A 16,422-nucleotide genomic window follows, 5' to 3' on the forward strand; every position below is an offset into this window, starting at 1 on the left:
CGCTTACCACAATGACCGATGGAATACGTTTGATGTTGGGATTCCTGCCGAAGCCGTTAATCGGCGTTATTGCGACCACGCTGTTGATCCTGAACACCCTGTTCTGGGCCCTGTTCCTTTATATTCCCGCACTTCTCAAGCTGCTGGTTCCCCACAAGGGATTCCGCGTTGGCTGCACCCGGCTGATCATCTGGGTAGCGGAAAACTGGGTGGCCGGCAACAAGGCCTGGATGCGCCTGACCCAGCGCACCCGCTGGACCGTGACCGGCGCTGGGGAGTTGGAGCGGGAAAGCTGGTACCTGGTGTTGAGCAATCACCAGAGCTGGGTGGACATCCTGGCCATGCAGTGGGTGTTCAATCGCCGCGCGCCGTTCCTCAAGTTTTTCCTGAAAAAGGAACTGATCTGGGTGCCGGTGATTGGCATTGCCTGGTGGGGACTGGACTTCCCGTTCATGAAGCGGCATTCCCCCCAGTACCTGCTCAAGCACCCGGAGAAACGGGGCCAGGACCTGGCGACCACCCGCCGGGCCTGTGAGAAGTTCCGCTTCACCCCGGTCAGTGTGATGAACTTTGTCGAGGGCACGCGGGCCACGCCGGAAAAACTCAGGCAGCAGAAGTCATCAGTCTACCGGCACCTGCTGACCCCCAAGGCCGGCGGCGTGGGTTTCGTGCTGGATGCCATGGGCGATGCCATGGAAACCCTGGTGGATGTGACCATCGCCTATCCCGGTGGGGCGCCCAGCTTCTGGGATTTCCTCTGTGGCCGGGTCAGTGAGGTCCGTATGGAGGTCCATACCCGTCCGATTCCGGACGACCTCAAGGGGCGGGATTACGCCAACGATGCGGAGTACCGCCGGCGGATCAAGGACTGGCTGGCGGACCTGTGGCGCGAGAAGGACGAGCGCCTGGAGCGAATGCTGACGGAGGCCGGCGGCGACTGAGTCAGCCCCGCCGGCTATATCAGTCACTCTGCCGGCGTTTCCGCCGAGTCAGCCACCAGCTCGAAGTGGATCTGCCGCCGCTCGTCGTCGACACCACCGAATGTCACCGTGACCGCCTGGTCAAGCTGGAAGATGCGGGCCCCCTTGGTGGCTTCCAGTCGCAGGGTCACCGGATCAAAGCTGTACTTGCCTGAGAGGGTCTTGCAGCTGACGAAGCCTTCCAGGCCATTGTCGTCCAGCCGGACAAAGAAACCGGCGGGCAGGGTCCGGGTGATCACCCCGGTAAAGGTCGCCCCCTCCTCAAGCTGGCGTGCATAGTCGCTCTTGAGCCAGTTCTCCAGGCTGTTGGACGCCTGGCGGGCCTGGATCTGTGCCGACTGCAACTGTTCCAGCCCCTCCCGGGCCATGGTCTGGTGCTGTTCCTGCCACAGGGCCGCTTTGATCAGCCGATGCACGTAGAAATCCACATAACGCCGCAACGGTGAGGTAAAGGTGGTATAGGCCGGCAGCCCCATGCCCTGGTGCGGTGCCGGCTCGAAGGCCATCTCGGCCCGGGCAAGCTGGCGGGCGATGATGGTCTTGACCGGCACCTCCGCGTCCAGGTCGGCGGTACGTACCATCAGGTCCCGGAAGCCTTCCGGCGAGGACGGGTCGATGGACGCCAGTTCCGGAGCGTAGCGCTCCAGCAGGGCGCGGATGTTGTCGATACGGTCATCGCGAACGCCCGGGTGGGTGATGAACAGGCCGTGGTCCCGCTCCGACAGGAACTGCGCGGCGCAGCGGTTTGCCGCCACCATGCATTCCTCCACCAGCCGGTGGGCCTCGTTCTGCACCGCCGGTTCGATGGTGCGGATGCGGCGGTTTTCATCCAGCCGCAGACGGAATTCCGGGCGATCGGTGTTCAGCAGGGCGTGGTCGGAGCGCCATTTGCGCAGTGCCGTGGCGGCCTGGTGGAGCTGGTCCAGGTTGTTGGTGACCTCCGGCGCCAGGGCGTCGGTGTCCTCGTTGTGCTGGTCGTCCAGCAACTGGTTCACCAGTTCATAGCTGAGCTTGCCCCGGGAGCGGATCACCGCCTGGTGGAAGCTGAACTCCCCCAGGCTGCCGTCGTTGTTCACCTGCAGGTCGCACACCAGGGCCAGCCGGTCCACCTCCGGCATCAATGAACACAGCCGGGTGCTGATGGCGTCCGGCAGCATGGGCCGGGGCTCGCCGGGAAAGTAGATGGCCGTGGCCCGCTGACGGGCTTCCACGTCCGCCGGCGAATCCTGGGGCACCAGAGCGGTGGGGTCGGCAATGGCGACGGACAGGAGCCAGCCGGTGGCATTGGGTTCCACCAGCAGGGCGTCGTCCATGTCCTGGGTACCGGGGCTGTCGATGGTGATGTAGGGTTGTCCGGTGCGGTCTTCACGCCCCTCGACGAGAGGTGTGATGGATTCCTCGGACAAGGCATCCGCCTGGCTCCGCACCGCCTCGGGGAACTCGTCGTCCATGTCGAAGCTGGCCAGGGTAAAGTTGCGCTCGATGCCGGGATCGCCGGCCTTGCCGATCACCCGCAGGATCTGGGCCTGCCCCTTGCCGTCCTTGATGGGGTGGCGGAGGATGCGGCAGTAGATGAAGTCATCCGGTTTCGCGTCCTGGCGCTCCTTGGGCGGAATGAAGATCCAGCGCCCGATGCCGGGGGTTTCCGGCGCCACGAAGTGGCCCTTGCCTCTGACCAGGTAGCGGCCGACAAAGGTGGTCAGGCTGGTGGTTTCCAGCGTCTCTACCAGGCCCTGGGTGCGGCCCTTCTCGCCGGGTACTTCGGACACGGTCACCCGGTCACCGGGCAGTACTTTCTGCATCTCCTCGGGAGGCAGGAACACGTCGCGGCCCTCGTCCAGTGCCACAAACCCGAAACGACCGTTGGTGGCCTTGACGGTGCCGGAGTAGACCACCTTGTTATCCTTGATATCGGTTTTGAGCTGGCGCAACTGGTTGAGCGCGTCGGCATTGAGCATGAACGAAACCTGGCTGATGGAAAGTGACTGTTGGCCGGAGTATACCGGTTATGACCGTCCGCGTCAGATGGTCTGTGGGTGAGATTAAGGTCCGGCAATCGACGTTATACGGTGGCAAAATGTCGGCAGTTTAATCCGGTTCTCCGAGGTGGACAGTGACGCCAATCCGTATCTTGTCGAAAATCCTGGGTTTTGTGCTCATGGCACTGGTGGTGACCACCACCGCCAGGGCTGAGTGGTTCCGGTTCAGCGACAGTGCCATGACCACGCCGGTCAACCTTGAACTCTGGGCTGATGACCGGGCCCAGGCGGAAGCACTGTGGCGGCAGGTGTTTGCACAGTTTACCCGGGTGGACGAGGTGATGAGCCGCTACCGGGAGGATTCGGAGCTGTCCCGGGTCAACCGCGACGCCGCGAGGGAACCGGTGCCGGTCAGCGAGCCACTGTTTGCGGTGTTGCGGAAGGCCCGGGATATCTCGGAGCTCAGCGACGGTGCCTTTGATATCAGTTTTGCCTCCGTGGGCTACCTGTATGACTTCCGGGAAGGCCGCCAGCCGGATGACGAGGCGGTGAACGCGGGGCTGGAGCGGATCAATTTCCGGGACATCCTGCTGGACGACGAGGCACACACCGTGGCGTTCCGAAAGCCGGGCCTGAGGCTGGACCTGGGGGGCATTGCCAAGGGCTACGCCGTGGACCAGGGGATGCGGGTGCTGACCGGGGCGGGAGTACAGCATGCCCGGCTCAGCGCCGGCGGTGACATGCGCCTGCTGGGGGACCATCGGGGGCGGCCCTGGATGGTGGGCGTGCGGGACCCGCGTCATAAGGATAAGCAGGCGGTGGTGATGCCCCTGAGCGACACCGCCATCTCCACCTCCGGGGATTATGAGCGGTTCTTTATCGACGATGACGGCGAGCGCATCCACCACATCCTGTCACCGTCCACCGGTCGTCCGGTCGGGGAGGTCCAGAGTGTCACCATTATCGGCGATGAGGCCATGACCACCGACGCCCTGTCCACCGCCGTGTTCGTGCTGGGGGCGAGGAACGGGCTGGCACTGGTCAACGACCTGGAAGGCATTGACGCAGTGATCATCGACGAGGATCGCCGCATGCATTATTCACAGGGGCTGATGTCCGGAGAATAGTCCCCGCCCGGCCAGGTGGAACACCGGATCGGGCGGGGCGGATAGCGGGTGGTCAGCTGATGGTGCCGTTGACGATGGGCGCCAGGCCAACCAGCCGGTCCTGGGACGCGGTGTTGCCCAGGCCGTGACCGGCGAACTGACTGCCAAACTGCCCCTGCTCGCCATGCAGTGCCATGTAGTTCAGCAGCACCGTCTGCACTAACTGATTGACGTTGTTGGCCGCGGGGCTGGAGGAGGTCTCCACGTTGCCATCTTCCCGCATCCAGCCGATCTGGTTACGGATGGTGGTGGGGCGGCCATTGGGGTCGTAGACCAGGTAGAAGGAGGCGGCGGTCTGCTGGTTGTCCGAGGTCCACTCGCCCTTGCCGCGACCGTCCATGGAATCATCGATACGACCGTTGCTGGAGACCGAGCCGTCGCTGAACACATACAGCATCAGCGGCACGCCCATCCGGGCGGCGTACTCCAGGCACGCGCCCATGCAACGGCCCGCCAGCAGGTCGCGGCGTTCGCCGGTGGCCCGCTCCCCGGTATGGTAGTCGTAACCGCCCATGGTGATGGTGCCGGCGCCGGCGTAGCCGTCCACCACCATTTTCATCACCGAGGCGGTCTTCTGGAATTCCCGTTCGCTGTCGAACTCGTTGCGGGAAAAGACGCCGGACGGGCCGACGATCTCCGGGTCCAGGTCCGGGTTGAGGGCGGCGGGATCGCCAAACCGGTCCGCCAGGTCCGCCGTCTTGACGTAGCCGCAGCGTACCAGGTCCTTGATCACCTCATCGCGGCTCACGCCGGTACTCAGCCGTCCCAGCTTCTGGTTGCTGATGCGGTAGATGGATTCCATCACCGCCACCGCGTCGGACTGATCCAGCAGACCCACCAGGTTGCCGGTGTCCACCAGGCCGGTGACATCGCTGGGGCGATCCACCTTGGTGGGGCGGACCTCGGCGTTCATCAGGTCCATGGGGGCAATGGAGTTGCCACCGGAATCCGATGGCTGGGAGCCCACCAGGGTCAGCAACTCGCCGTCTGCCCCGGCGCGGTGGATGCCGTACATGGGATTGTGGGGGTTGTTGCCGGTATCGTTCTCGGACCGGGCCGCGATCACCGAGCCGTTGATGGCGGCGCGGGTGCCGGCACTGGTGCTCTGCTGGATGCCCCGCAGGAAACCGCTGTCGGAGTGAAAGGCCAGACCCAGCTCTGTGTTAATGAACGATGGGTTGTTGGGCAGCATGTCCCCGGGCAGCCCCTGGCGGTTGTAGCCCTGGGTGGTGAGGAAATCGAGCTGACCGCCGGACTTGCCCACCAGCACGTTGGAGCCGGCCATGCTGGCGCCGCCGGCCAGGTCAAAGCAGATAAAGGGAATCTTGCCGGCGCCCTTCACGGCGATGCCGCAGTCCGCGATCTCGTCGGCAAGATCCGCGTAGGCCAGTCGCGGGTTGGCAAAAAGGCTGAGCGCGGAGGCACCGAAGACCGCCGCCGAACCGGCCCGGAAGCCCTGGGCGATGAACTCCCGACGGGTGCGCGGGCGGGCGTGATCACCGTGGAACAGCGGCTCGTGGTTGGCCAGTGGCCGTGTCCTTGATCGTCTGATAAACATGTTCGAATCCTCTCGTGACGGCCGTTGTCAGTGAATCAGGGTGGTGGCGCTGCCGAGTACGGCGGCACAGCTGGCCTTGACCACGGTTTCGGTGCGTTCGGTGGTGTTGCAGCTGCTGCACGCGGACAGGGTATCGGTCAGTTCCCCCAGTTCGGTTTCCAGATCGGCGGCCAGGGGCTGGAACGCCAGGCTGTCGCCCACCATCTTGTCGATGAGTGGTCCGGTCAGCAGATCCAGGTTGCCGCCGTCAAAGGCCGATCCGGCCGGAAGGTTGAAGTCGAACCCGGTGTCGAAAAAGGCCGAACGCAGGGTGGTGTCTTCCACCATCTCATTGCAGTAGCCAATGGCCATCTGGGTGATCGCCATCTGCTGGGAGGCCAGGAAGCCCTCGATACCGGACACTGAGGGCAGTTGCTGGCGAACCGTGTCGAAGGTCTCACTGACCTCGTTATTGGTCATCGGCACGCCCGTCAGCCTGGACATGGTGGCGTTGATGGCGTCGAAGTTCTTCAGGCCAACTTCGGGTGCTTCCGGCAGGTCCGGCAGGGCCGGTGCCGGGGGCAGCGAACCCTCCACCACCACATTCTGATAGTCACCCAGTCGCTCGAAGCTCAGGAAGAACTCATCCGCCGCCGGACCGCCCTCCACCGGGATGATGGTGCCCTGGCGGGACAGCACCTGCCCACGGCCGGCCACGTAGTCTCCGCTGTTCAGGTCGATATCCAGCAGCGACCAGGCCTGCCCGGTCAGCGTCTCGCGACCGTTGATGCCCAGCTTCATGCCTTCCAGGGGGATGCCGCTGGGGCTGGCGTCGTCATCCAGGCTGATAAAGAACGGCTGGGTAAACAGGTAGCTGTAGTTGTCGAACTGGCTCACCTCGAACACGATGAACGCCTGGGGCACATCGATCAGGTGGGACACCCCGAACAGCAGGTAGTACTTCTGGCCGACGCCGGCGTCGAAGTTGGTGCGGATATGCCCCGGTGTCAACGCCCGGTTGTGGAAGGCCACCAGTCGCAGGCTGCCTTCCCAAGGTGAGTTGCCGTCGGTCTCGTTGCCCAGTACCAGGGCGAAGTTGTTGTCCCACTCACTCAGCAGGCCGCCGGGGGCCGGGTCCACGTCGCCGGTGTGCTCGCCATTGATGTAGATCTCGCGACCCTGGTCCGGGGTGAAGTTGACCACCACATGCTGCAGGCTGGCCTGCAGGCGGTTGGCGCCGTCCTCGGTGCTGAACACGGCATTCTGGTCGGTGGTGGAACTGCGCTGGAGTACCTCGTAGTTCTGCAGCGTCTGGCCCAGGGTCAGGTTGCGGGCCATAGCGGAGCCGGAGTAGGTGATGATGCGGGCCTCCTCCTGGGTCACGTTGGCGGGCACGATCCAGGCCTCCAGGCTGTACTCGCCGGAGGCAGTGAGCAGGTTATGGAGCTTGCGGCTGTTGCCGGTGGTGGCCTGGGCCTTGCCACTGCGCACACTGTTACCGTTGTCGGTATAGGCGGGGCCAAAGCTCAGGCCGTAGCCGCCGACCCAGTCCACGTTGCCGGACAGGGTCAGGTGCATGGACGGCTCGATGCCGGAGGTGTCGAAGGCGGTGGTGCCCTCGCCGGTCTTGAACTCGTACAGGGCGATGACGTGATCCTCGAAACGGCCACCGGAGTTGGCCAGCAGGCCATCACCGCCCAGGGTCAGGGCCTTGCTGGTCACCAGATCCGGGTCCACGTCGCTGGGTGTCACGGAGTCCGCGAGTGCCTGGATTTCCTCTTCCATCTCATTGGCGGAATCCTCACAACTGTTGTTCCAACAGTTGTGGCGATCGTCCCGCAGGCGCTCCACCAGTCGCGAACTGAACGGTGCGGTCAGGCTCATGCGGCTCCTGGCGGCGTCGTAGGCGGTGTCCACATTGCCACTGGCCAGGTAGGGCCGGGTGTCGCCATCGGCATGGCAATCACTGCAATAGGTGGTCAGCAGCGGGTACACGGTGGTGGAGAAGGTGCCGCTACTCTCCGGGAATGGCAGGGTTCCGCCGGGATCCCGCAGGGCCGGGGCCTCCAGCTCAACGCGGTTAACGCTGCCGGAGCTGCCGCCGGCCCAGTTGCTGATCATTCTGGTGATGGCATCGGCGCAGGCCTGGTTGCTGCCCAGCCAGCAGTTGTGACCACCGGCCACCTTGGTGACCAGGGCGGAGCTGCCCGGGTCGTCCAGGTCCACCACCGGGTTGGCCTGGGCGTAGGCGATGTTGACATCGCCCTCGTGGGCGAACCGGGGTGACTGGCCGCTGCTGTTGTGGCATTCGCCACAGCGGTTGCCCTGGGCCAGGTTGTCCCAGACGTTGAGCTTGAACGACTGCACATCGGCGGTGGCCGGGGCCGGGCCGTTGTACTGGCTGGTGCCCGGATTCTGGGTGTTGGGCAGACTCTCGGTGGACTCCCCGCTCTTGCAGCCGGTCAGGGCGATCAGGGCCAGCAGGGTGGTGAAAAGCAGGGGCTGATGAAGCCGTTTGGTGATTTTCATGATGACCTCGTATTCCTTTATCCCGGGCATACTCATCCCTTTACTCATCCCTCTACTCACCCATGCAGTAGGCGGCTGATTCGGCGTAGGCGCGTTTCAACTCGAACCCGCTGCTCCTGAAGCTGCTGACAATGCTGTCCAGCTCGGAGCGATCAGCGGCGTCACCGGGCTCGCGCAGGCACACCTGCTCAAATACCTGGCGCACCTTGCACTGGGCAAAAGCGTCCGAGTGGGCCAGTTCCCGGCCCAGGGACCTGGCGCCCTCACCACTGCCAGGCAGCGAGCCGTCCCAACCCAGGCGGCGGTTGTCACCCATGCGCCAGTAGTTGTCCCACTGGTCGTCCCGGGTGATATAGCCGTGTTCGAAGTTGGTGGCGTTGATCAGGTACTTGGCCTGTACGCGGGTGCCTGTTTCCGGGTCGGTCATACCGATGGTGTTGTAGACTAGCTCCCCCAGCTCGGGGTTGTCGTCGTACTCGTAGTCGTAGTAGGCAAAGGCCTGGGCCATGGGGTCCATGCCCGTGTGGCAGCCGGCGCAGTTGTTGAGGAACACCCGGCTGTCGCCACCGGGGCTGCGGGACACATCCTGGCGGATGCGGTCCACCGGCAGGGTGACATCCGCCACCTGCTCCAGGTCGTTACACAGGTGGTTCATCAGTGTGAAACGGAACATGGCCCGGTTGGTGCCATCGATGAAGAAGGCCTGCGCGGCGGCGCGGGTGGTCATGACCCCGGCGGTGGCCTGGGAGGGCAGGCCGGTGTAGGTGGACTGCGTGACCCGTTGCAGGGCATCCCCCAGGTCCGCGCCGGATGCTTCCAGTGCCTCGTAGTGGGCGTTGTTGTTGGTGTCGTAGGAGGGCAGGCTACCGGTATCGCCAACGTAGAGCACATTGTCGTAGAGCACGGTGCGGAAGTCGGCCTCGTCCCGGACCAGCCCGATCACCGTGGCGGTGTAGTCGTTCAGCGGTACGAAGGGTGTCATGGCCTCGTTGGTCCAGGGGGCGGCCAGGTTCTTCACCGTGACGTTGTAGAAGGCGGGATCATCCATGGCGATATAGGCGGCGGCAACCGGGTCACCGCTGTCGATCTCCGTGGCCATCTGCTGCAATACCGCCTCGGAGGGCGGTACCCCGGTCAGTCGGCTGTGCATCCGCGCGGCCTGCTCGCGTTCACCGGCGTGCAGGGTAGCTGGTGTGAGTGCCACCAGAATGGCAAGGAGAAACGGAGCCTGTCGCCCTGGTGCGTCGGTCCGGGCTTTTCCTGGCAAGCCAGACCTGTTGCCGGGAATGCGGGTCGGGAGGGAATGCCCCAGGAATGTTCTCATCAGGAAAGACCGACTTCTGGCGTCCATGACGCATGTCCTTTGCAGGTTTCCATTGATTATTGGTCACTCCAGTTTTCCGTCATGCCGAAAAAGGTGTGACATGTTTAACAGGGCTTCGATTTTACGGTAGGGGTTCTAACTATTTTGTGTACTGCTGCACGATAAATGAAATGTGACATATAAAGTTATTGGAGTGTGAGCAATAACCGGAGATACTTTAAAAGACAGGAAACCGGTATATTAAAGGACTACCCGTTGTGAACTGCGTCGCGGAAATCAAAACTTATTTGGTGCTTAAAAAGACGCATTGTTTCTTTGCAGTCATTATTGGTGTTCTGGCATTAACCGGGTGTAAAGGTGGAAGTGGTGGAAGCCAGGATCCCGATCCGGTCGTGAATGAACAGGCCGTTGCCTATATAGAGCGACCACTGGTATTAAATAACGGCACCGCCATGCCCGTGGCCCGTGATCGCCGTGAGCCGGATGCCTTCATGCCCGGTGCCCGCCTGTTCATCAAGGAAAGTGCCGCACCGTCCGCGACGTCCCGGGATGTCAGCTCCCGCGCCTTCCAGGGGGACGAATTCCTGGATGACGACGGTCGCGTGCGCTACGACGTCCGCGACCTGGCGGTTTCCCATGATGGCGAGCGCCTGCTGTTTGCCATGCATGCCCCGGTGACCGGCGACGAGGTGATGGAGCCCACCTGGAATATCTGGGAATACGACCTGACCTCGGGTTCCCTGCGCCGGCTCATTGCCTCGGATACCGAGGCGGATTCCGCCCACGACATCGCACCCGCCTACCTGCCCGACGGCAGCATTGTGTTTTCCTCCTCCCGTCAGCGGGCGTCCCGGGCCATCCTGCTGGACGAGGGCAAGGGCATGTTCGCCGCCCAGGACGAGGATCTGCGTTCACCGGCCTTCGTGCTGCACATCATGACCGCCGACGGCGACGACATCCGTCAAATCACCTTCAACCAGAGCCACGACCTGGATCCGGTGGTGCTGGACGATGGCCGCATCCTGTTCAGCCGCTGGGACAACGCCGGCCAGACCGGGGGCAACGGCTTCAACCTCTACCAGATCAACCCCGACGGCACTGGCCTGGCCTATGTGTTCGGTCGTCACTCCCATGAGGTGGATGGCAGCAACCTGCATTACTTCCGCCCCATCCAGACCGAACAGGGGGATATCCTCGTGCAGGCCCGGGGGTTGGGCAACAACGACCTGACCGCCTTCCCCAGCCTGGTGGATATCACCCGCTTCGTGGAGCACGACCGCACCGTCGATGGCGTTACCGGCGATGCCCTGGTGCCCCTGGTGCCGGGGCTGTCCCGGGATGGCTCCGCCAGCATGGCCGGCAGTTTCGATGCGGTGATGCCCCTGTTCGATGGCTCCGACCGCTACCTGGTGAGCTGGAGCCCCTGCCGGGTGAGGGAAGTGGTGGACGGCAGCAGCGCCGATCAGCCCAACCTGCCCTGTACCGAGGAACGCATCAGCTCCGATGACTACGAGGTGGCCCCGCCCCTGTTCGGCCTGTGGCAGCGCAATGCCAGCAACGGTACCCAGTTGCCCATCAAGCCGGCGGAGGAAGGTCAGCAGATTTCCGAGGCGGTGCTGATGAGCGCCCGGCCGCTGCCCACCTATCGGCCACCGGAGGTGGACACTGGCGCCCTGGCGGAGGACGCCCGGGAACTGGTCAACGAAGGGCTGGGCATTGTCCACATCCGCAGTGTCTATGACATTGAAGGTGTCGACACCACCAGCAGTGGCATAGCCACTATGGCCAACCCGATGTCGACCCCGGCGGAAGACCGTCCGGCGCGGTTTGTGCGTTTCGAGAAGCCGGTCTCGATCCCCGACGACGAGGTGCGCGAGATCGACAATGCCGATTTCGGCATCAGCCGTGCCCAGGGCATGCGCGAGATCCTGGGCTATGTGCCGGTGGAGCCGGACGGATCGGTGCGGGCAGCGGTGCCCGCCAACGTGGCCTTTGCCATCAGCGTGGTGGATGCCGATGGTCGTCGCATCTCCCCCCAGCACCAGAACTGGCTACAGCTTCGCCCGGGGGAGACGCTGACCTGCAATGGCTGCCACACCGCCAACAGTGACGTACCCCATGGCCACTACAGCGCCGACCCGGCGGCGGCCAACACCGGCGCCACCACCACCGGCGTGGAGTTCCCCGGCACCACCAGCACCCTGTGGGCGGAAATGGGGGAGACCATGGCCCAGACCTGGAGTCGCCTCAACGACGTGCGCCGGCTTTCCCCGGACGTGGAATTCGAGGACCAGTGGGTCGATCCCGCCCTGACCACACCGGCACCGTCCTATGCCCTGCGTTATGACGACCTGGACACCCCGGTGCCGGTGTCCGCGTCCTGCCTGACCGACTGGAGTGCCTACTGCCGGTCGGTCATCCATTATGAGACCCATATTCACCCGCTGTGGGGCAAGGAACGGGTGATCCTGGATAGCGACGGCATGGAACAGGACAACTACACCTGCACCGGCTGCCATGCCGGCACGGATGCCGACGGTGCCGTCCAGGTGCCTGCCGCCCACCTCGACCTGATCGACGGCGCCTCATCGGATGAACCCCGCCATCTGGAAGCCTACCGACAGTTGCTGACCACCCGGTTCGAGCAGGAAGTGGTGGACGGTGTGCTGGTGGACCGCCAGGTGGATACCGGCGAATACCTGCGGGACGAGGACGGCGAACTGATCCTGGATGAGGACGACAATCCGATCCCCATCCTTGAGCGGGTACCGCTGGACCCGATCATGAGCACCGCCGGTGCGTTGGCCAGTGCCGGATTCATGGAAGTCTTTGATACGGGAGGAGCCCATGAGGACTTCCTCACCGACGCCGAACTGCGCCTGGTCAGCGAATGGCTGGACCTGGGGGCCCAGTATTACAACAACCCCTTTGACACGCCGGAGAACTGATGGGTCCAGGTGCTATGGCCCGCAAGGGGTTGCTGGTGATGTGTTGTCTGCTCTGGAGCCTGCCGTTGCACGCCGGAATGCTGGACTGGTTATGGTCCGGCGGCGATGAACCGGGGGTCGTGGTGGTGACGGCGCCCTACGTGGAATGGCGCACCGGGCCGGCCATTGGCTACCCGGTGTTCCATGCCAGTGAGAAAGGGGAGCGGCTGACCCTGCTGATGCAGAAAACCCGCTGGATCAAGGTCAGTGACAGCCGTGGTCGCGAGGGCTGGGTACTGCAGGATGACCTGGCCACCGGCACCCTGACCGAGGACGGTCAGGTAGCCATCGAACCACGGCCGGAACGGGACGACTTCCGCAACCGTAGTGGTGAGGTGGTCGCCATGATGGGGGACTTCGAGGGGGCCGCAGCCATCAGTGCCGCCGCGAGCTGGCAGTTCACCCGCAATCTCGGCCTGGAGTTCCAGGCCACCCAGGTGCTGGGCAGCCGCTCGGAAATCCGGCTGGCCAATATCAGCATCCAGCACCAGCCGTTCCCGGACTGGCGGATCACCCCCTACCTCACCATGGGGGGCGGCTACGCCTGGATCAGCCCCAAGGCGACCCTGGCGCAGACGGAGCGGCGTGAGAATCCGACGGCCCACATCGGACTGGGGCTGCGCTATTACGTGGCGGACCGCTATTTCGTCCGGGCGGAAGTCCGCGACTACAAGGTCTTCACCGAACGACAAACCAACGAAGAAGTGACGGAATGGAAACTCGGACTCGGTATTTTCTTTTAAAACTGATCATTGCGGCCGCCATTGTGGTGACCGTGGCAGCCACACCGGAAGATGCCCGGGCCCAGGCGGAGCGCGAGCCCCCGCTGATCGAGCCGGATGTGGAGCCACAACCGGTGGAGCAGGCGCTGGTGGACAGCGAGAACTTCGAGGTGGCCGCCGTGGTCGGCTGGCTCAACATCGAGGACTTCGAATCCTCCTTCATGTACGGCGCCCGCCTCAGCTACAACATCAGCGAATCCTTCTTTGTGGAGGGAGGGATTGGTTTTGCCGAAGCGGGGGAAACCAGTTTCGAGCGCCTGGCGGGGGATGTGGAACTGCTGTCCGACGATGACCGGGACTACCGCTGGTACAACCTCAATCTGGGATACCGGATATTACCCGGTGAAGCCTTCTTCCCGGGTGATTATGTGTTCAATACCAACCTGTATGTAACCGCCGGTGCCGGGGCCACGGATTTTGCCGGTGATAACCGGTTTACCGTTAATTACGGCGCCGGTTATCAGGTGTTATTCACGGACAGTGTGTCGGTGCATCTGAATGTCCGTCAGTATCTTTTTGACAGCGATATTCTTGGCGACGACAAGACCTTTGTGAATACCGAAGTCAGTACATCCGTTTCCGTTTTCTTTTAATCAGGTCACAACAAAACGTGACACGGTTATTTATAAGTAAGGAGTTGTAAAGGTGAAAGCTTCCAATTGGGCAATGGCGATTATCCTGGCAACAGGCGTGCTGTTCTCCGGCCTGGTGACGGCCGATGTGTCCGGCACCACCGCCCCGGATTTCACCCTCAAGAGTCGCAGTGGCGAGAACATCCGCCTGGATGATCTGCGGGGCGAGGTCATCATGCTCAACTTCTGGGCGTCCTGGTGCGGGCCCTGCCGTCAGGAAATGCCCCACATGGACGCCATCGAGGAAGAGTTCCGGGACTATGGCTTCCGGGTGCTGGCGGTCAACGTGGACCAGCACCGGGACGACGCCAAGCGTTTCCTGGAAGCGGTGCCGGTGGATTTCGCCATCCTCTGGGACCACGACAGCACTGTCAGTGAGCTCTATGACGTCCAGGCCATGCCCACCACGGTGATGATCGACCGTAACGGCCAGGCCCGCCATGTGCACCATGGCTACCAGCCGGGGTACGAGGACGACTACCGCACCCAGATCCGCGAACTGATCCGGGAGTGATCCGATCATGAGGGCCGCCAGCATGCGTCGTTTCCTGTCCTGTGTCCTGCCGGTGCTGCTACTGGCCGGATGCTCCGCGCCGGAACCCTGGGTCAAGCCCTACCAGCGGGCCAACCTGGCGGATCCGGTGATGCTGGACAGTCGTCGGGGCGAGGCCGGCACGTATATCCAGCACGTCTATGGCGCGCGGGAGTCCGCCCGGGGGGCAGAGGGCGGCTCAGGAGGTGGTTGTGGCTGTAACTGACCGTCGCCCCGCTGCCGTTGCACTGCTGTGGATGCTCCTGCTGCTGGCCACCGGCGCCCACGGCGCGACCCTGCCCGAGGACAAGGTGGATGCCTTCTACCATCGCTATGAAGGTGGAGGCATGACCATCGATGGGCCCTCGGTGCTGGTCCGCAAGGGGGCCGGCAACCAGGTCTCCTTCAGCGGCCAGTACTACGTGGATTCCGTGTCCGCCGCCTCGGTGGATGTACTGGCCACCGCCAGCCCCTATACCGAGGAACGCACCGAGTACACTCTGGGGGCGGATTACCTGGAGGGGAACTCCATCCTCAGCCTCAGCTACACCAACAGTAGCGAGAACGACTACGAGGCCAACACCCTCTACCTGGGCATCAGTCAGGAATTCTTCGGCAACATGACCACCCTGACGATCGGGTATGCCCGGGGCTGGGACACGGTCATGGAAGTGGGCAACGACAGCTTCGAGGAAGAGGCGGACCGACAGAACTACCAGCTCGGTATCACCCAGGTGCTGACCCCCAACAGTGTGATGGGGCTGGACGTGGAAGTGATCACCGACGAGGGTTACCTGGAGAACCCCTATCGCCAGAACCGCTACGTCGACCCGTCGGATCCCACCAATTACCTCTATCAACCCGAGCGTTACCCGGATACCCGGACCAGTGTGTCGGCAGCGGTCAACGGCCGTTATTACCTGCCCTGGCGGGCTTCGGTGAAAGGCAGCTACCGCTATTTCACCGATGACTGGGGCATCGATGCCCACACCGTGGAGCTGGGCTATGTCCATGGCTTCGGACCCAACTGGACCCTGGAGGGTGGCCTGCGCTACTACGCCCAGGACCAGGCGGATTTCTACAGCGACCTGTACGACTACGGCAACTCCCAGACCCACCTGGCCCGGGACAAGGAAATGAGCACCTTCTCCGGGCTCACCTTCAGCGCCGGCGTTGAATACCAGTGGGAGCAGATTTCCGTGCCCGGCATCGACCGCCTGCAACTGGGACTGCTGGTGGATTACCTGGATTTCGACTACGACAACTTCCGGGACGTGACCGCCAGCGGCGACTACCTGCCCGGACAGGAACCCCTGTACGGCTTTGACGCCTGGGTGACCCGGGCGTCCATCCTGTTTGAGTACTGAATGATCTCCGGCCCCGTCGTCGGGGCCGGACCAGCGGAATTTCCGAGGCCTGTTATGACACCCGACCATCGCACCCCCACCCGCCGGCTCCTCCTCTGGACCACCCTGCTGATGCTGGCATGCCCGTCCCTGCTTTTGGCGCAGGAGGCCGACGGCGAAGCGGAGTCCGTGGTCAGGAGTGTGGAAGAGCTGCGCAAGCAGGTGATCGAACTCAACCGCGACCTGTTCGTGCTGGAAGAGGATCTGCTGTTCCCGGCCAGTACCCAGTTTGCCGTCTTCCTCAGTGTCGAGACCGGCGAGTTCCTGTCCCTGGACGCGGTCAAGCTCAAGGTGGGCGACGACGTGGTGGCCAGTCACCTGTACACCGCCCGCCAGGTGGATGCCCTGCGCCGGGGCGGCATGCAGCGTTTGCACATGGGCAACCTCAAGACTGGTGAGCACGAGGTCACCGTGTTCGTGGACGGCATTGGCCCCGAGAACCGCCCTTACCGCAAGGCGGCCACCTACCAGCTCGACAAGGGCACCGGCACCGCCACCCTGGAGGTTCGCATCCGCGACCGCTCATCGGATTACCAGCCAGCCGTTGAACTGGTGGAGTGGGAGTAAC

General features: G+C 63.4%; 13 protein-coding genes. 9 read left to right on the forward strand and 4 right to left on the reverse strand.

What is annotated here, in order from left to right; genetic code table 11:
• Positions 1 to 32 precede the first annotated feature (32 nt).
• Positions 33 to 941: a 1-acylglycerol-3-phosphate O-acyltransferase, YihG family gene (gene yihG / locus ACJO2E_RS16395; protein WP_406965250.1), complete on the forward strand. Its 909-nt coding sequence runs from the start codon at positions 33 to 35 to the stop codon at positions 939 to 941.
• 23 nt (positions 942 to 964) lie between these two features.
• Here the strand turns inward: yihG and ACJO2E_RS16400 are convergent, their stop codons facing one another.
• Positions 965 to 2,938 carry a ribonuclease R family protein gene (locus tag ACJO2E_RS16400; protein WP_406965252.1) on the reverse strand — a complete coding sequence of 658 codons (1,974 nt, stop codon included), beginning with the start codon at positions 2,936 to 2,938 and terminating at the stop codon, positions 965 to 967.
• A gap of 200 nt (positions 2,939 to 3,138) precedes the next feature.
• Between ACJO2E_RS16400 and ACJO2E_RS16405 the strand changes: the two genes are divergently transcribed.
• Entirely contained in the window at positions 3,139 to 4,086 is a 948-nt protein-coding gene (locus ACJO2E_RS16405; RefSeq protein ID WP_406965253.1) for an FAD:protein FMN transferase, read from the forward strand.
• A 52-nt stretch (positions 4,087 to 4,138) separates the two neighbouring features.
• Here ACJO2E_RS16405 and ACJO2E_RS16410 read toward each other — a convergent pair whose 3' ends face one another.
• The 3 genes from ACJO2E_RS16410 to ACJO2E_RS16420 are packed head-to-tail and all read right to left on the reverse strand — an operon-like array spanning position 4,139 to position 9,542.
• A complete protein-coding gene (locus ACJO2E_RS16410; protein ID WP_406965254.1) occupies positions 4,139 to 5,683 on the reverse strand; it encodes a hypothetical protein in 1,545 nt (514 codons plus the stop codon).
• A 27-nt stretch (positions 5,684 to 5,710) separates the two neighbouring features.
• Complete coding sequence (locus tag ACJO2E_RS16415; protein WP_406965255.1) at positions 5,711 to 8,191, reverse strand: LamG domain-containing protein; 2,481 nt, start codon at positions 8,189 to 8,191, stop codon at positions 5,711 to 5,713.
• Positions 8,192 to 8,243: 52 nt separating this feature from the next.
• On the reverse strand, positions 8,244 to 9,542 hold the full coding sequence (locus tag ACJO2E_RS16420; RefSeq protein WP_406965256.1) for a hypothetical protein: 1,299 nt from the start codon (positions 9,540 to 9,542) through the stop codon (positions 8,244 to 8,246).
• 365 nt (positions 9,543 to 9,907) lie between these two features.
• On the opposite strand from ACJO2E_RS16420, the gene ACJO2E_RS16425 reads away from it, so the two are divergent.
• From ACJO2E_RS16425 to ACJO2E_RS16455, 7 genes are read left to right on the forward strand one after another with little or no spacing between them, the layout of a single operon-like run.
• Positions 9,908 to 12,463, forward strand: coding sequence for an HzsA-related protein (locus ACJO2E_RS16425; RefSeq protein WP_406965258.1), 2,556 nt, complete (start codon positions 9,908 to 9,910; stop codon positions 12,461 to 12,463).
• A complete protein-coding gene (locus tag ACJO2E_RS16430; protein WP_406965259.1) occupies positions 12,463 to 13,245 on the forward strand; it encodes a hypothetical protein in 783 nt (260 codons plus the stop codon). The genes ACJO2E_RS16425 and ACJO2E_RS16430 overlap by 1 nt, the downstream gene beginning before the upstream one ends.
• Positions 13,215 to 13,877, forward strand: coding sequence for an outer membrane beta-barrel domain-containing protein (locus tag ACJO2E_RS16435; RefSeq protein ID WP_406965261.1), 663 nt, complete (start codon positions 13,215 to 13,217; stop codon positions 13,875 to 13,877). The genes ACJO2E_RS16430 and ACJO2E_RS16435 overlap by 31 nt, the downstream gene beginning before the upstream one ends.
• Positions 13,878 to 13,929: 52 nt before the next feature.
• Positions 13,930 to 14,430: a TlpA family protein disulfide reductase gene (locus tag ACJO2E_RS16440; protein WP_406965262.1), complete on the forward strand. Its 501-nt coding sequence runs from the start codon at positions 13,930 to 13,932 to the stop codon at positions 14,428 to 14,430.
• A 7-nt stretch (positions 14,431 to 14,437) separates the two neighbouring features.
• Positions 14,438 to 14,674 (forward strand): DUF4266 domain-containing protein, encoded by a 237-nt coding sequence (locus ACJO2E_RS16445; RefSeq protein ID WP_406965264.1) that lies wholly within the window; start codon positions 14,438 to 14,440, stop codon positions 14,672 to 14,674.
• Positions 14,661 to 15,815 (forward strand): DUF3570 domain-containing protein, encoded by a 1,155-nt coding sequence (locus ACJO2E_RS16450; protein WP_406965266.1) that lies wholly within the window; start codon positions 14,661 to 14,663, stop codon positions 15,813 to 15,815. Before ACJO2E_RS16445 ends, ACJO2E_RS16450 begins: the two co-directional genes overlap by 14 nt.
• Before the next feature lie 54 nt (positions 15,816 to 15,869).
• Positions 15,870 to 16,421 carry an AraC family transcriptional regulator gene (locus ACJO2E_RS16455; protein WP_406965267.1) on the forward strand — a complete coding sequence of 184 codons (552 nt, stop codon included), beginning with the start codon at positions 15,870 to 15,872 and terminating at the stop codon, positions 16,419 to 16,421.
• The last annotated feature ends 1 nt before the right edge of the window (position 16,422 follow it).

The organism is Marinobacter shunpengi (assembly GCF_045449695.1).
GTDB lineage: Bacteria > Pseudomonadota > Gammaproteobacteria > Pseudomonadales > Oleiphilaceae > Marinobacter.

Excerpts from the sequence above, each read along its gene's own strand:
- yihG (WP_406965250.1), top strand. The coding sequence starts at position 33 with ATGTTGGGATTCCTGCCGAAGCCGTTAATCGGCGTTATTGCGACCACG.
- ACJO2E_RS16400 (WP_406965252.1), bottom strand. The coding sequence starts at position 2,938 with ATGCTCAATGCCGACGCGCTCAACCAGTTGCGCCAGCTCAAAACCGAT.
- ACJO2E_RS16405 (WP_406965253.1), top strand. The coding sequence starts at position 3,139 with ATGGCACTGGTGGTGACCACCACCGCCAGGGCTGAGTGGTTCCGGTTC.
- ACJO2E_RS16410 (WP_406965254.1), bottom strand. The coding sequence starts at position 5,683 with ATGTTTATCAGACGATCAAGGACACGGCCACTGGCCAACCACGAGCCG.
- ACJO2E_RS16415 (WP_406965255.1), bottom strand. The coding sequence starts at position 8,191 with ATGAAAATCACCAAACGGCTTCATCAGCCCCTGCTTTTCACCACCCTG.
- ACJO2E_RS16420 (WP_406965256.1), bottom strand. The coding sequence starts at position 9,542 with ATGGACGCCAGAAGTCGGTCTTTCCTGATGAGAACATTCCTGGGGCAT.
- ACJO2E_RS16430 (WP_406965259.1), top strand. The coding sequence starts at position 12,463 with ATGGGTCCAGGTGCTATGGCCCGCAAGGGGTTGCTGGTGATGTGTTGT.
- ACJO2E_RS16435 (WP_406965261.1), top strand. The coding sequence starts at position 13,215 with ATGGAAACTCGGACTCGGTATTTTCTTTTAAAACTGATCATTGCGGCC.
- ACJO2E_RS16445 (WP_406965264.1), top strand. The coding sequence starts at position 14,438 with ATGAGGGCCGCCAGCATGCGTCGTTTCCTGTCCTGTGTCCTGCCGGTG.
- ACJO2E_RS16455 (WP_406965267.1), top strand. The coding sequence starts at position 15,870 with ATGACACCCGACCATCGCACCCCCACCCGCCGGCTCCTCCTCTGGACC.